The 14,685-nt window shown below is 66.3% G+C and carries 13 protein-coding genes; 9 read left to right on the top strand and 4 right to left on the bottom strand.

What is annotated here, in order from left to right:
* The first annotated feature begins 164 nt into the window (after positions 1-164).
* Entirely contained in the window at positions 165-1,748 is a 1,584-nt protein-coding gene (locus IFS44_RS17665; protein WP_342366475.1) for a Na+/H+ antiporter, read from the top strand.
* 51 nt (positions 1,749-1,799) lie between these two features.
* On the opposite strand, the gene IFS44_RS17660 is transcribed toward IFS44_RS17665, so the two are convergent.
* Together IFS44_RS17660 and IFS44_RS17655 are read right to left on the bottom strand one after the other, a co-directional pair.
* Positions 1,800-2,390, bottom strand: a complete 591-nt coding sequence (locus IFS44_RS17660) for an NADPH-dependent FMN reductase (RefSeq protein ID WP_192099442.1) — start codon at positions 2,388-2,390, stop codon at positions 1,800-1,802.
* 72 nt (positions 2,391-2,462) lie between these two features.
* A complete protein-coding gene (locus IFS44_RS17655; RefSeq protein WP_192099441.1) occupies positions 2,463-3,089 on the bottom strand; it encodes an alpha/beta fold hydrolase in 627 nt (208 codons plus the stop codon).
* 423 nt (positions 3,090-3,512) lie between these two features.
* Here IFS44_RS17655 and IFS44_RS17650 point away from each other — a divergent pair, with 423 nt between their 5' ends.
* From IFS44_RS17650 to IFS44_RS17635, 5 genes are all read left to right on the top strand, one after another.
* Positions 3,513-4,577 carry a sensor histidine kinase gene (locus IFS44_RS17650; RefSeq protein ID WP_192099440.1) on the top strand — a complete coding sequence of 355 codons (1,065 nt, stop codon included), beginning with the start codon at positions 3,513-3,515 and terminating at the stop codon, positions 4,575-4,577.
* Complete coding sequence (locus IFS44_RS21845; RefSeq protein WP_197977934.1) at positions 4,574-4,891, top strand: response regulator; 318 nt, start codon at positions 4,574-4,576, stop codon at positions 4,889-4,891. Before IFS44_RS17650 ends, IFS44_RS21845 begins: the two co-directional genes overlap by 4 nt.
* Positions 4,892-4,915: 24 nt before the next feature.
* Positions 4,916-5,305, top strand: a complete 390-nt coding sequence (locus IFS44_RS21840; protein ID WP_197977933.1) for a LytTR family transcriptional regulator DNA-binding domain-containing protein — start codon at positions 4,916-4,918, stop codon at positions 5,303-5,305.
* 212 nt (positions 5,306-5,517) lie between these two features.
* Positions 5,518-5,991 carry a DUF6265 family protein gene (locus IFS44_RS17640; RefSeq protein ID WP_192099439.1) on the top strand — a complete coding sequence of 158 codons (474 nt, stop codon included), beginning with the start codon at positions 5,518-5,520 and terminating at the stop codon, positions 5,989-5,991.
* A complete protein-coding gene (locus tag IFS44_RS17635) occupies positions 5,988-7,904 on the top strand; it encodes an alpha/beta hydrolase-fold protein (RefSeq protein ID WP_192099438.1) in 1,917 nt (638 codons plus the stop codon). The genes IFS44_RS17640 and IFS44_RS17635 overlap by 4 nt, the downstream gene beginning before the upstream one ends.
* Before the next feature lie 272 nt (positions 7,905-8,176).
* Here the strand turns inward: IFS44_RS17635 and mgrA are convergent, their stop codons facing one another.
* Positions 8,177-9,253, bottom strand: coding sequence for an L-glyceraldehyde 3-phosphate reductase (gene mgrA, locus IFS44_RS17630; protein ID WP_192099437.1), 1,077 nt, complete (start codon positions 9,251-9,253; stop codon positions 8,177-8,179).
* A 146-nt stretch (positions 9,254-9,399) separates the two neighbouring features.
* On the bottom strand, positions 9,400-11,637 hold the full coding sequence (locus IFS44_RS21835) for an alpha/beta fold hydrolase (protein ID WP_206757861.1): 2,238 nt from the start codon (positions 11,635-11,637) through the stop codon (positions 9,400-9,402).
* Between IFS44_RS21835 and IFS44_RS17620 the strand changes: the two genes are divergently transcribed.
* From IFS44_RS17620 to IFS44_RS17610, 3 genes are read left to right on the top strand one after another with little or no spacing between them, the layout of a single operon-like run.
* Complete coding sequence (locus IFS44_RS17620; protein WP_192099436.1) at positions 11,637-12,614, top strand: SDR family oxidoreductase; 978 nt, start codon at positions 11,637-11,639, stop codon at positions 12,612-12,614. The two genes, IFS44_RS21835 and IFS44_RS17620, sit on opposite strands and share 1 nt — an antisense overlap.
* A complete protein-coding gene (locus IFS44_RS17615; protein ID WP_192099435.1) occupies positions 12,611-13,111 on the top strand; it encodes a DUF427 domain-containing protein in 501 nt (166 codons plus the stop codon). The genes IFS44_RS17620 and IFS44_RS17615 overlap by 4 nt, the downstream gene beginning before the upstream one ends.
* The gene (locus IFS44_RS17610; protein ID WP_192099434.1) at positions 13,105-14,583 is read left to right on the top strand and encodes a deoxyribodipyrimidine photo-lyase; all 1,479 of its coding nucleotides are present in this window, start codon (positions 13,105-13,107) and stop codon (positions 14,581-14,583) included. The genes IFS44_RS17615 and IFS44_RS17610 overlap by 7 nt, the downstream gene beginning before the upstream one ends.
* Positions 14,584-14,685: the final 102 nt, after the last annotated feature.

The following is a 14,685-nucleotide window of genomic DNA, read 5'->3' as shown; positions in this document are numbered from 1 at the left end:
GTCCCCTATCCCCCTCGACACTAGCCCGGCGAACGCGACGACGGCAATCGCCCGGGAACGGCCCAGGCCGAATGCGGGCGCGACCTGATACGCTGCCCGATCGCATTGACGCCGTTCGGGACAGCTTGCAGGACCACTGGGCGGGCAGGAAAAGGGGCGGCTTTGTGCATCCAGCGGCGAATTTCGAGCTGATCATCCTGATGTTCCTGGTGGTGCTGGGGCTTCACTATCTGGCCCGGCGCCTGTCGCTGCCACCAGCAGCCGCGCTGATCGTCGGCGGATGCGCCGTCGCCTTCGTGCCCGGCGTGCAAGGGATCGCGATCGATCCGGAGCTGGTCCTTGTCCTGTTTCTCCCGCCCCTGCTGATGGACGGCGCGTGGTTCACCGCGGTCGCGCCATTCCGGCGGCACATGGCCGGCATTCTCTCGCTGGCGGTCGGCGCCGTCTTCTTCACCACGGCGGTTGTGGCGATCGTGACCAGGCTGCTGATGCCGGAACTGCCCTGGGCCGCCTGCGTCGCGCTGGGCGCGATCCTGTCGCCACCCGATGGGGTATCCGCGCGTGCCGTGTTGCAGCGGGTGACGCTTCCGCGCAGGCTGACCACGCTGCTCGAGGGCGAAAGCCTGCTCAACGATGCCGCGGGTCTTGTGCTGTTCCGTTTCGCGGTGGCGGCGGTGCTGACCGGCAGCTTCCATCTGGGGGCGGCGACCGGAACGTTCTTTGTGCTGGTGGCGGGCGGCATCGCGGTCGGCGCGGCGATCGGCGGCCTCTGGGTGATCCTGCTCCGCCGGCTCGGCGATGATACGCTGATGATCGCAGCGACCGTGCTGGTCTGCTGGAGCGCCTATATCGCGGGCGAACTGCTGCACGTGTCCGGCGTCATTGCCGTCGTCACCGCGGGCCTTGTCTGCGGCTGGTATCAGCATGTCGTCTTCACCGCCCGCGTGCGCATTCGGGCGATGGCATTCTGGCAGGTGCTGGTGTTCCTCCTCGAAGCCACCGTGTTCCTGCTCATCGGCCTGTCCTTGCGGGGGCTGCTGGACCGGGTCGGCGGGCTCGACATTGTCATAGACACGATGGCGCGGCCCGTGCTGCTCATCGTCGTGGCGGTCGTCGCCGCGCGGTTCCTGTGGATCTTCGCGGTCGATGCCGGCGTCGCCACCGGTCGCCGCATTGGGTGGACGCGACAGCAACCGCTCGGAACGCGGGCGGCGGTGGTGATGAGCTGGGCCGGGATGCGCGGCGTGGTGACGCTGGCGGTCGCGCTCTCGCTGCCCGAGGCGATGCCGGCGCGGGATCTGATGCTCGTCACCGCCTTTGTCGTGATCCTCGTTACCGTCCTGGTGCAGGGCACCTCGCTCGGCTGGGTCATCCGGACCCTGAAGCCGCACGACGACGGCAGCGCGCGACCGCCGCTCGATCTGCACGCCGCCGAGATGATGCTGTTCCAGGCGCAGTTGGCGCTTGTCGAGCGCGAGGCGGTGGCGGTCGACGGCACGGTCATCCACCCGCAGCTCCTGCGGCGCTACCGGACCCGTGCAACCGCGGCGGATGCGTTCGACGGTACGGCGGAGGAGCGAAACGTGGCGATCGCCAGCCATTTCGACGTCATCATCGCCGCGGTCGCGGCCGGCCGCGCCGAGCTGGTTCGCCTGCACCGTGCCGGCCGCATCGATGACGAGACGCTCCATGATCTCGAGCACGATCTCGACCTTGAGGAGCTGGCCGCAGCGGCAGCGAAGGGGTGAACGAGTTCGGTTGCCCGGAGCCGCGATGAAGAGGCGCGGACATCGGCCGGATCAATAGGGCGGATCACGCCTCTCACGCTGGGCGCGGGCGGCCTGCGTCCACCAGCCGAGATCGTCGGCGAAGCGCGGGAAGGCACGGGTGAGGGCGGCGCCACCGTCGCCCGCCGGTTCTCCGCTCGCATCGAAGGCATGGCCGATCCCACCCACCGCGATCGTACTGGACACCACCACCATGCCCATTTCGGACAGGATGCCGTGCCATGCGAGGCCGGCACGCGCACCGGCGAAACGTCCGGCCGAATAGCTGACGATCGCCGCCGGCCGCCAGTACCATTCCTCCAAGAAATGGTCGGTGAGGTTCTTGAGCCCGGGCTGCACGCCCCAATTATATTCGCCGGCCACGAAGACGAAGGCGTCGGCCGTCCTGATCTTTTCGGCGAGTGCCTCCAGCGCCGGCGGTGCCTCGCCGGTGGGATGTTCCTTGTACATGCGGTCGAGCATGGGAAGGTCGACCGCCCTGGCGTCGATGAGCTCGGCCGATGCACCGCGTTCGGCAAAGGCGCGGACGAGCCACTCGGCGAGGCGGATGCCTTGCCGGTCGGAACGATAGGAGCCGTAGAAGATCAGAACCCGATCGGGCATCGCGGCAATTCCTCGTTAAGCGTGTCGTGCAGAAGCACGGAGCGCGCCATCGCTCCGTGCTTCTACCATGGATCAGCCTTCGATGAAGGCGAGCAGATCGGCGTTGATCCGATCGGCGTTGGTAACCGGCATGCCGTGGGGAAAGCCGGGGTAGGAGATGAGCTTGGCGTCCTTCACCTCGGCGCCGTCGCGGTTGTACCCGAAGAAGGGAAGCGTGAAGTCGTAGTAGAATTGCGAACGGTTCGTGGCCGTCTGCTCGCGCACCATGTCGAATACGTCCATCGGCACGCCGTCCGGGTTGGCATCGGTCTTGACCATGATCGGTGCGACCGCACTGACCAGCACGGCCTTTTTGACCCGCCCGGGCTTGGCGCGCGCGACATAGCGGGCGACCTCGCCACCGCCGGTCGAGTGGCCGACATGGACGGCATCGCGCAGATCGAGCGCGTCGGTCAGCGCGATGACATCGGTGACATAGCTGTCCATGTCGTGACCGCCCGCCGACTGGGTCGAACGGCCATGCCCGCGGCGGTCATGCGCGATCACACGATAGCCCTTCTGGACGAAGAACATCATCTGCGCGTCCCAGTCATCCGCGCTGAGCGGCCAGCCGTGGTGGAACATGACGACGGGCGCATCCATGTTGCCCCAGTCCTTGTAGAAGATTTCGGTCTTGTCGACGGTGGTGACGAACGGCATTCGATGTCTCCTCGGGCTTGGTCGGGTACGCGGCACGCTACAGAGTGAAGGTGACAATCAGGCGGCGTCGACGAGGACGATCTCTCTATCCTTGATAGCGGTCATGCGCAGCACGGCCTAGTCGGCAACGGTGGCCCCCTCTCGCCCATCGAGACGCGTGAAGTTGACCTTGATACGACCCGATCGCCGGTATCAAGTCGCTACTCTGATCGGCGCCGACTGGATATTCGGCGATTGCCTTCGGCAGGGCCTGCACCGCGTCGGAATGCGCCGCCTCGCGCGCATCGCGACACCGACCGAATAGACGTTGCCGAGGCAGAATTCGTCGGTCGCGAATTTGGGGAGCACGCAGACGTCGGCGGCCGTCAGGCTCGGTCCCCGCCGGGCAGCTGTTCAATGTCGGGCGAATGTGCATGATTGGCCATGACCGCAGCGCATCGGCAACGCCTTGTTCGCTATCTGGGCATTTGGGCCGCATGGCTGGCTGTCGCGGTGGTGACGGCGTTCCAGACCTATGCCGCGGGTTTCGCGGGTGGGCCAAAGCTCGCGCTGGGGCAGGCATTGGTCAATGGACTGATCTGGTATTCGGCCTGGGCAGCACTGACGCCCGGGGTCGTCGCGGTGGCGCGGGCGTTCGCCGACGAGCGGCGGCTGGGCAGGCTGCTGGCCATCCATCTGGCCTTCGGGCTGCTCTTCGCGGTGCTGCACGCGGCGCTCTACAGTGCGATGAACGCGATGATCTATGTCCGCGCGCCCTGGGCGCCGTGGAGCAATGGGCTGCTGATCACGAAGCTGGCGACCAGCATCCACGTCCATCTGATGATCTACGCGCTGCTCGTCGCGATCGTGCTCGGCGCGCGCGCCTATCGGACGATGCGCGATCGCGAAGTCGCGGCGGCGCGGCTGGAGGCGCAGCTCGCAGAGGCGGAAACCGCGGTGTTGCGCGCGCAGTTGCAGCCGCACTTCCTGTTCAACACCCTCAATGCCATTTCCGCGCTGGTGCCCGACGATCCGATCGTCGCCCAGCGGCTGATCGCGCGGCTGGGCGATCTGCTGCGACTGTCGATCGATCAGCGCAGGTCGCAGCACAGCGCGCTCGCCGATGAACTCGACTTTACCGACACGTATCTCGCGATCGAGGAAGCCCGGTTGGGCGAGCGACTGCGGATCGTCCGCGCCATCGCGCCCGGGTTGGAGACCGTCCAGGTGCCGGCGCTGCTGCTGCAGCCGCTGGTCGAGAACGCGGTGCGCCACGGGATTGCGCCGACGATCGAAGGTGGCACGCTGACGATCGAGGCGAAGCCCGCGGGTGACATGCTGTGGATCAGCATCGCCGACAACGGCAAGGGCGCGGGCGCGATCCGCGAGGGCGTCGGGCTCGGCAACGCACGCCTCAGGTTGCGCCACCTCTACGGCGAGCGCCAGTCGCTCGAGATCGACACAGCGCCGGGCGAAGGTTTCCGTGTCATCATCCTGGTGCCGCAGTGATCCGGACCCTCATTGTCGATGATGAGCCGCTGGCACGCCGCGCCTTGCGCCAGTCGCTGGCAGGGCACGACGATTTCGAAGTGGTCGGCGAAGCGGGGCACGGGGCGGAAGCAGTGGCGGCAATCGGCACGCTGCGGCCCGACCTTGTGTTCCTCGACGTCCAGATGCCCGAGATGGACGGCTTCGGCGTGATCGAGGCGATCGGCGTGGATGCGATGCCGCTGGTCGTGTTCGTGACGGCGTTCGATGCCTATGCGGTGCGCGCCTTCGAGGCGGAGGCGCTCGATTACCTGCTCAAGCCGTTCGACGACTAGCGCTTTGCCCGCGTTATCGAGCGGGTGCGGCGACACATCGACACGGGCGACGGCCAGCGCGACGGGATGCGATCGCTGCTCGGCGGGCAGGGCCGGCTAGTCGCGCGCGGCAATGGCGCGGCGCAACTGGTTCGGCTCGACGAGATCGACTGGATCAGTGCGGCGGGCGACTATGCCGAGGTCCATGTCGGTGGACGCAGCTTGCTGATCCACGAACCCCTGACGTCGCTCGAGACGCGATTGCCCCAGGCTGCGTTCGCGCGGATCCATCGCGCCGCGATCGTCCGGCTCGACCGGTTGGTCGAAGTCCGGCCCGGCACGCACGGCGACGGTGTGGTGCGGCTGGCGTGCGGCGCGCAGCTCCGGTTCAGCCGGCGATATCGCGAGCCAATCGACGTCTACCTTACCCGCTGATCCCGCTTGGCGATCCGCCGAACCCGCCCGGCGAAAATCCATTGCCGGCGAACTCCGTTCCGGGCCCGTATGCCGCTCAACCAAGACAGGGGGTGGGCATGGGGTTGAGGCACAGGGCATATGCCCTTTTCAGGTTTCCGACGGCGGTATTCGCGCTGGCGATCCTGTTCCACGCAAGCCCTTCATCGGCGCAACGCGCCAACCCCCGGGCCATGATCAAGCTTCACGCCGAAGGTCGCCAGGCCCCGCGTGCGACGATCGCCGACATGGCGTGGATCGAGGGCCACTGGATCGGCGACATGCCCGATGGCCCGGTCGAGCATGTGCTTCTCAGTCCTCGCTTTGGGCAGCTTCCGGGCTTCGTCCGCGCGCTCGCTCCCCAGAACCTGGCCTTTTACGAGATCGGCGTGTTCGCGGAGATTGGAAATTCGCTGACGCTTCGGGTCAAGCACTTCACGCCGGAACTCGCCGGTTGGGAAGCGCTGGCGGCCTATATCGACCGTCCGCTGGTCGATCGCGATTCGACCAGCTTCTACTTCGACGGCGCGACTTTCTCGCGAACCGGGCCGGATAGCTTCACGGTCTATTTCCTCAACCGCTCGGAGGGCCAGGAACGCGAGACACTCGTGATTCCCTTCCGGCGTACATCAGGCCCCGCGCGGCGAAGCGATGGAGCGTCGTCATGACCGGGCTCCGCAAGCTTTACGCCGTTGCCTGTTGCTTGCTGGCGCTGTTCGTCGCTCCGGCGATGGCGCAGCCGCAGGGCCGGCTCGTTGTCAGCGAGCTTCAATCAATCAGCTTCGCCGGCAGCAAGATCGGCATCTCGCCAGTCCGCAACCTCACGGTCTACCTGCCGCCGCGCTACGCCGAGCCGGGCAAGCGATTTCCCGTCATCTATTTCCTCAACTATTTCTTCGAAGATCACCGCGAACCCTTCGCCAGCCACGGCGCAAAGGCGCTGCTGGACAAGGCGATCGCGCAGGGTGTGATCGGCGACGTCATCGTCGTGACCGCCGACTTCACGACCCCCGCGGGCAGCGCATGGTATGTGAATTCGCCGGCGACGGGCAATTGGGAAGACTTCATGGTGCGCGAGCTGGTGCCGCACATCGATGCCACCTACCGCACGCTCGCCACCCGGCATTCGCGCGGGATCGCGGGGGACGGTCCGGGGGCGTATGGCGCGATCCGTTTCGGCATGCGCCATCCAGACATGTTCGGCGCGGTCTATGGCATGCAGCCGGTGGCGAGCGGCCCCAATATTCAGCCGACGCACAGCCGCCCGAACTTGGAACGCATGGCGCGCGCGACATCGCTCGACGATCTGCGGGACGACGGCTTCTCGCTGATCTTCACGTCGATCTATCAGGCCTTCTCGCCGAACCCGAACCGACCGCCGCTGTTCTTCGATCCACCGGCGCGGCGTGTCGACGGGCGCATCGTAGTGGACAGCGACCGTACGGCGCGTTTCAAACAGGGATTCGCGCTGACGGCTTTGCTCCCCGCTTATGCCGACAATCTCAAATCGCTGCGGGGCTTCAAGTTCGACTGGGGGCGTCAGGACACGCTGGTTGACCATGTCTATGGCGCGCAGGCCTTTTCCAATCTCCTCGCTGAATATGGTGTGCCGCACGAAGCCGAGGAACATGGTGGCGGCTTTCGTGACCGGCACTGGGGCGAGCAGGGGCGGTTCTACACCGATGTGCTGCCCTTCATCGCGCGGCACCTGTTGTTCGGACCTCCCGCGACGCCGACCGAACGCGTCAACGCCGCACACGCGAAGCTGCGTCAGGCGATGCTCGCCAATGATGCCGATGCTCGCGCCATGCTCTACCGCGCAGATGCGCGCTCGATGCCCGAATATCAGCCGGTGCTGATCGGCACGCGCCAGATCGCGGCCTATCACCGCGCGATGCGCGAGCGGCGGCGTGTGACCAGCTATGTGCCGGTGGCGAGCGAAGTCCTTGAGCTGGACGACACTTTGGTCGAGATCGGAACCTTCACGATCCGCTGGTCCGACCGCACCGACGAAGAGCGGGGAAAATACGCGCATGTCTGGGGCGTCGAGCGGGACGGCGGCCTCAGGCTCAAGGCCGACAGCTGGGGCTATTTCCGCCCGCTGGCCGATCCCGCGGGCTTCTTCACCGCGATCCCGGTGCCGTCGTCCTCGCCCATCCGGCTAGCCGCAGGCGATCGGTCCGTGGGCGAATTCCTGCGAGCCCATAACGACCGCGACGCCGAGGCCGTGCGGACCAAGGATGTCGAGGCGAAGCTCGTGGATTATACCGACGACGCCGTCTTCATGCCTTTCGCCGAAACGCCCAAATGCGGCATGGCAGAGATCCGCCCCTATCTGACCGCCTATACCGCAGCGGGAAGCGGCGCGACCTTCCGCGACGTGCGGGTCTGGACCCTGGCATTCGAAAATCACGGTGCGTGGGTGATTGAATATCCCAAATTCCGCGTCGAGTGGACCGCGGGGGGCCAGTCGGGCACCGTCAAGGGCGGGGGCATCCGGTTGTGGCAGCGTCAGGCTGGCGGCTCGCTCAAGCTGCATCGCCAGATCGGAACACACGACTATGTCGTCCCGTCCCGTTGAGGCGGCCCCCCGCTTGGTCCGGACCGGAAGCAGGCATTCCGCTATCAGCCTGAAATCGGAGTTCTTCGTTCGAGGCGGGCATCTACGAGCGTAGCGAGTTTCTCAGATCACGATGGGGCAAGGCTCAAGAAACGTGGTTTGCTTAAAGAGATTACGATTTCGCGTCATTTAACAATTATTTGCGGCGCTGTCGGCGAACGTAACCGGGCCTGAAGATTGGGCGCGCAAACGTTTTTTGGAATGTCCCGGAGGGGTGTCGTGATGGCCGTTGTTCAGGCGGGCACTCCTTGCGCTGCCGGCAGTGCAGTGATGTCAGATGATCCCGACCAGAGATTGACGCCGCCATCGTCGGCCGCGTTGTCGATCGCGGTGAGTTCGTCGGCGGAGAAGTCGAGCGTCTTCACCGAGTCCAGCGAGTCGTCGAGCTGTTCGACCGTGCGGGCGCCGATCAGCGCCGATGTGACGCGCGGGTCGCGCAAGACCCACGCGATCGCCATCTGGGCCAGGGTTTGTCCGCGCTCACCCGCGATATCGTTCAGGGTACGGATGGCAGCAAGGTTTCGATCCGTGAGCAAGGCCTGCGACAGCGACCCGTCACGGGTGGCTCGCGCATCCTGCGGGACGCCCTGAAGGTATTTATTCGTCAGCATGCCCTGCGCCAAGGGTGAGAAGGCAATGCAGCCGACGCCCAGCTCCTCCAGCGTCGCCAGCAGATCGCGCTCGATCCACCGGTTCAGGATCGAATAGCTGGGCTGGTGGATGAACAGCGGCAGCTTTTCCGCGGACAGGATCTCGGCCGCACGGCGGGTCAGCCCCGGTTCGTAGGAGGAGATGCCGACATACAGTGCTTTGCCTTGTCGATGGAGTTGCACCAGCGCGCCCATCGTCTCCTCGAGCGGGGTCGCGGCATCCACCCGATGCGAATAGAAGATGTCGACATAGTCGAGGCCCATTCGCTTGAGGCTCTGGTCGCAACTCGCAATCAGGTATTTTTTGGATGAACCGACATCGCCATACGGTCCGGGCCACATGTCCCAACCCGCTTTGGTCGATATGATGAGTTCGTCGCGATGGGCCGCGAAATCAGAGGCGAGGATGCGACCGAAATTCTCTTCGGCCGAGCCATAGGGCGGGCCGTAATTGTTGGCGAGATCGAAGTGGGTCACGCCACGATCGAATGCCTGCCGCAGGATGGCTCGCCCCGTCTCGAACACATTCTGTCCGCCGAAGTTCTGCCACAGCCCCAGGCTGATTGCCGGCAGCCTCAGGCCGCTTCGGCCGGTGCGTCGATAGGGCATGCCGCTGTCATACCGGAGCGGCGACGCGACGTACGGACGGGGAAACGACATTGGTGACTCCTTGTAAACGTCTTCGATGCGCAACGCGCAAACCGTTTCGGCGCAGCGTGCATCACTTTTCTGAACTGCCTCGATCGTGTTGGGCAGGTGCGCGATGCAGCGCTGCAGTTAGGCACGGAAGCTGCGCTAACGCTGGCCTAGATCAGCCATTCAAAAGCACGCTTCAGTCGGGCCGCACCATTGGTGTCGAACGGCCGACCATGAGCGAAGATCACCCGGTCCGGCTCGAGCGCCACGATCGCTCGCACCGCCTTTCTAGCGTCCGCGCCGCCTAGCCGTACTGGTAGTCGAAGGTACCGCGCGGTCGTGCCGTCCGTGGCGGCGGAGGCCTGCATCAATAGCCGCGTGACAGGCGGCAGCTTGTCAGGATCGAGGTTTTCGATGAGGTCGACGAGCACGAGCGTCCTGGTCTGCCGGTGGAAGAACCAAATCTCGTTAAAGCCAGCCCCTGCCGGCACCATGCCTTGATCAAGCGTGTCCGACCATTCGGCCGGGGCCGTTCCACCGAGTTCGGCATCGAACCGCACCGACGATGCGCGGACCTGTGCCCGGTCCCGCAGTCCTGGCGCAGCCCAGGTGGTCGCATCCGGATAGGCCCGTTGCCAATCGGCAATGTATGTCCAGTGCGCGATGTTGGGGGCAACGAGATGCCGTACCCGGCCCAGCGCTTCGACCGCCTTGGCCAGCGCGGCCGAATAGGGGGTCGGCGAATGCAGCAGCAGATCGCCGTTTTCGAGGCGGACGATCGTCATGCGCACGGGCAGCGCCAGCCCCATCGCGTTTATCGGTCCGCTGTCGACGATCCAGACGCCCTCGGCAAAAGCTTTCGGGACATCCAGTGGCGGGTAGGTCGCGCGATGCCGGGCTTGGGTATCGTCCGGGCATCGATGACTGTCCGCCAACGTCCAAAATCCAAGGGCGGCAACGCCGACGACACCCGCCGCGGCGGCGATCCGACGCCGTCTGCGCCCCTTTGAGGACGCCTGATCGGCAAAGAAGCGTCGCATATCCGCCAGCAGGAGCCCGGGCTGTTCGAGCGCCGCGAAATGGCCACCTGCCTCCATCTCGTTCCAGTGGACGATGTTGTAGGTCTTGCGTGCCTGTGAGCGCGGGGGCGGCGGGAAGACGGGATCGGGGAAGGCTGCGACGCCGGTCGGCACCTTGATACGGCTGCCTGCCGGAAGTTCGCCCGAACCCTCCAGCATGCGGCCGCGATACATCCAGGTGGACGTGATGAAGGACCCCTCGACAAGGTACAGCATGATGTTGGTGAGGAGCGTATCTTCGTCGAACGCCTGCCAGAGATCGGGCCGACCCTGTTCATCACGCGGCACGTCCGCCCAAGCGCCGAACTTCTCCAGAATCCAGGCGGCAACGCCGACGGGGCTGTCCGACATGGCAATGCCGAGCGTCTGCGGACGCGTGCCTTGTTCGTGCGCGTAGCCGGTCTCCTCTTTCGCCAGCGACGCCCGTCGTGCCGCCCAGGCGAGTTCGTCGGGCGTCTTCGGCGATATGTCCGCCGCCTGAAGGAGAACCATGTTGAGATGCAGGGCGGCCACGGCTTCGGGATGATCGTGCGCCATCCAGCTCCCGATCGCCGCGCCCCAGTCACCACCTTGCACCAGATAGCGCGCATCACCGAAAAGCTCGGTCATCAGACCGTGCATCAACGCGCCTGTTCGGCGCGGTCCGATCGGCGCGGCAGGGCGCCCGGAAAAGGCGTAGCCCGGAAGCGAGGGCACGACGACGTCATGGCCGTCGGCGACCAATGGCGCGATGAGCGCCTCGAATTCCAGGAACGAGCCCGGCCAGCCATGCAGCAGGAGCAGGGGTGGGCGCGAACCATCGCCCCGCGCATGGATGAAGTGAAGCTTTTCGCCCAGCACCTCCGTCGTGAACTGCGGTAGAGCATTCAGCCGACGTTCCTGTGCGCGCCAGTCGAACCGCATGCGCCAATGGTCCACGAGCCGCTTGAGGTCCGCAAGGCCGACCCCTGACGTCCAGCTTCCGGCGTCCGGCAGCGCACCCCAGTCGAACGATGCGACCTTGGCGTTGATGCCGGCGAGCCGCTCGTCGGGTACTGCAATCGTAAAGGGCTTTGCCATCTCGTGTCCTAGCGTTCCAAGGGCGCGCGCCCCGTCTCGAGCAACACCAACGCACGCACCTGCGTCGCGTTCAAATCGGCCGGCATTCAGTAGTGAGAGCACCGCTCGAAGCTCGAGCCCGATACGGTAAGATAGGTTCTGCGGCGCTCGTGGGACACCGCAGCGCCTTAGAAACGTTGAGGGGCTATGCATGATGACAGGCCAGCCCCTCCGACTCGACAGCGTCCTCCCGCCGACGCTGTGCGGCCAAGCACCCCGAGCATGGTCCAATGAGCGCGGACCACCCACTGGCGGGACACCGGGTGGTGATCACCGGTGCATCGAGCGGTATCGGCGCTGCGACGGCGGTGGCCTTCGCGGCGGCGGGCGCACGGGTTGTTCTGGGTGCCCGCGGCAGGGAAGGGCTGGACGACGTCGCTAGCCGCTGTGCCGCGGCGGGCGGCAACGCGATCGTCCGGCCCGTCGACTGTACGGATGCAGCAGCGGTGGCGACATTCGCCGCCGAGGCTCGCGACCTGCTCGGTGGCATCGACCTGTGGTTCAGCTGCGAGGGGGTTGGCGTGCTCGGCCGGTACGAGGACGTGCCGATCGCAGACCATGCGCGCGTCGTCGACGTGAACCTCGTTGCTCACATGAATGACGTGCACGCGGTGCTGCCGATCTTCCTCGCGCAGGATCGCGGCACCTGGGTCAACATGATCTCGGCCGGCGGCTTCGTCGCGACGCCGTATGCGGCGGCTTATTCGGCGAGCAAGTTCGGGTTGCGCGGGTTCAGTGCGGCACTCCGCGGCGAGGTGTCGAAGCGCCCGCACATCCATATATGCGACGTCTGTCCGACCTTCGTCGACACGCCTGGCGTCGACCACGCCGGCAACTATACGGGCGCACGGCTCGCGTTGCCGCCGGGTTCGCTCGCGCCCGAGACGGTTGCGAAGGCCGTCGTGCGGCTCGCCACGCGACCCCGCAATCTCACCGCAGTCGGCGCGCCGGCGATCGCCTTCAAGCTGGGGGAGTTCGCAGCGCCGAACCTGCTGGCGGCGATCCTGAGCGGCTTCCTCGACACCTGGTCAGCCCGCGCACCCGACGGGGACGACAGCGACGGGGTATTGTTCGAGCCCGGCGTAGCAGTCGGTCCGGATGGCGGCCGACGCGATCCGCACCGGGGGCGCAAGGTCGCGGCTGCGACGTCCGGTATCGCGGTGCTCGGCCTTGCGGGTATCGGCATCTGGCTCGGTCGTCGCCGGTGAGGGAGAACGACCGCAATCCTTCACTCGCGCCCGGCCAGGAGAGCGTGTGGCGCTTTCCCCGCCCGGCCGTTGCCGAAGCGAGCGAGCGATGGATCCGCATAGAGCATCGCGGCGTCCTCGTCGCCGATACGCGCCGCGCTGTCCGCACGCTTGAGACCAGTCATCCGCCCAGCTGGTACCTGCCGCCCGACGCATTGAGCCCCGGCCTGCTTCGTCGTTCGGAGCGACGCTCGTTCTGCGAGTGGAAGGGCCACGCAGTCTATTGGCACCTGGCGATCGGCGGCGAGGTTCTGCGCGACGTGGCGTGGAGCTATCCGCAGCCGACGCCGGCCTTTGCGGTATTGCGCGACCATGTCGCTTTCTACGCCGGTCCGCTCGATACATGCACGGTGGACGGCGAGCAGGTGGTCCCGCAGCCCGGCGGATTTTACGGCGGCTGGATCACGTCAGACCTTGTGGGGCCGTTCAAAGGCATACCGGGCAGCATGGGATGGTGACGGCCGTTCTGCCTGCCGGTCTTCACGACTGGCGAGAAGCGCCGCGCGTGCGGGCGCTGAACGACCGCGCGGTGAACGCTAGCGGCCGATACGTCCTGTGCTGGCTGCAACAGGCGCTGCGGGCACGCGACAATCCGGTGATTGACGCGAGCATTCTGCTCGGCAACGCGCTCGGCGTGCCGGTCCTGGTGTACCACGGCGTGCGCGAGGATTACCCCTATGCCTCCGACCGGCTGCACCATTTCATCCTGGCGGCGAGCCGCGACCTTGGTGCCGGGTGCAAGAGGCGCGGTCTCGCCTGCGTTCAGCACGTCGATCGGGCTGGGCACCGTGAAAAAGGTCTCGTGCACCGGCTTGGCGCCGATGCGGCGGCGATTGTGCTGGAGGACCAGCCGACCTTTGTCGCCCGCTGGCAGTCCGAACGGGTCGCCGCCCGCGCCGCGGCGCCGGTCTATGCGGTCGAGGCCGCGTGCCTGGTGCCCCCGGCCGTGCTGGGCGGCGACATCCGTGGACGATCGGGGTTCCTGCGACGGCACGAACCCGAGCGCTCCAACTGGGTGGAGACGGAGGAGGCGGTGCCGGAACAGCCCGCTTACGCCGGGACTCTGCCCTTCACGCCGGACAGGTTGGACACATGCGATCTCGACGCGCTGGTGACCAGTCTCGCGATTGATCATACGGTGCCGGTCAGCGACCTGCACCCGGCTGGTCGGGGCGCGGCAGAGGAACGGCTGCGGCGGCTCGTGACCGAGGTGCTGCCCGGCTATGCATCAGCGCGCAACGACGCCACGCGCGCGGACGGCGCCAGCGGATTGTCGCCCTATCTGCACTTTGGTGTGCTCGGCCCGCGCGAGGTGATGGCCGCGGTCGCCGCGGCTGATGCAGGTAGCAGGCACAAGGCAAAGTTCGCCGACGAGCTTCTCGGCTGGCGCGAGTGGTTCCACTACCAGGCGCGGGATCTTGCCGCGCCGGAGCGCTACAACCGCATCGCCGGCTGGGCAGTCGACACGCTCGCAGAGCATGCCGCCGATCCCCGACCCGAGCTGGAGACGTTGAGCGCGATGCTTCACGGCGAAACGCGCGACGAGACCTGGAACGCCTGCCAGCAGCAATTCCTGGTCGACGGCTGGATGCACAACAATCTGCGGATGTACTGGGGCAAACGCATCATCGCGATGACGCCCAGCCCGGAAGCGGCATGGTCCACCGCCTGCTATCTCAACGACCGGCTCAGCCTCGACGGTCGCGACCCGTCGACCTACGGGAATATTGCCGCGATGTTCGCGGGCTCGCCATCGGACCGCGAACGACCGATCTACGGGCGCGTCTCGACACGCGGTGACGGCTCCACCCGGCGCAGGGACGGCGGCGACGAATGGCTCGCTGCGGCCGCGTCAAGGGCGGTGCCGCGGGTATCGGTTCCGGCGGAGGTGCCGGTCGATCCGTATCTCACCGGCGAGCCGACTATCTGAGCGGTCGTGCGACAGGGGGGCTTTGACCTGCAGATGCGGCCGAACAATCGCCTGCATTCCCGGCCTCTCTGTCATAGCTTCCCATGCGTCACCACCGCGCCC

This window comes from Sphingomonas sp. CFBP 13706 (assembly GCF_014842355.1).
Lineage (GTDB): Bacteria > Pseudomonadota > Alphaproteobacteria > Sphingomonadales > Sphingomonadaceae > Sphingomonas > Sphingomonas aerolata.
Note: the sequence above shows the minus strand (reverse complement) of the source record. Positions and strands in the feature narration are given on the sequence as shown.

Bases quoted from the DNA above. Each gene is read 5' to 3' on its own strand.
- IFS44_RS17650 (WP_192099440.1), top strand. From the start codon at position 3,513: ATGACCGCAGCGCATCGGCAACGCCTTGTTCGCTATCTGGGCATTTGG.
- mgrA (WP_192099437.1), bottom strand. From the start codon at position 9,253: ATGTCGTTTCCCCGTCCGTACGTCGCGTCGCCGCTCCGGTATGACAGC.
- IFS44_RS17660 (WP_192099442.1), bottom strand. From the start codon at position 2,390: ATGCCCGATCGGGTTCTGATCTTCTACGGCTCCTATCGTTCCGACCGG.
- IFS44_RS17635 (WP_192099438.1), top strand. From the start codon at position 5,988: ATGACCGGGCTCCGCAAGCTTTACGCCGTTGCCTGTTGCTTGCTGGCG.
- IFS44_RS17610 (WP_192099434.1), top strand. From the start codon at position 13,105: ATGGTGACGGCCGTTCTGCCTGCCGGTCTTCACGACTGGCGAGAAGCG.
- IFS44_RS17620 (WP_192099436.1), top strand. From the start codon at position 11,637: ATGAGCGCGGACCACCCACTGGCGGGACACCGGGTGGTGATCACCGGT.
- IFS44_RS17655 (WP_192099441.1), bottom strand. From the start codon at position 3,089: ATGCCGTTCGTCACCACCGTCGACAAGACCGAAATCTTCTACAAGGAC.
- IFS44_RS17640 (WP_192099439.1), top strand. From the start codon at position 5,518: ATGATCAAGCTTCACGCCGAAGGTCGCCAGGCCCCGCGTGCGACGATC.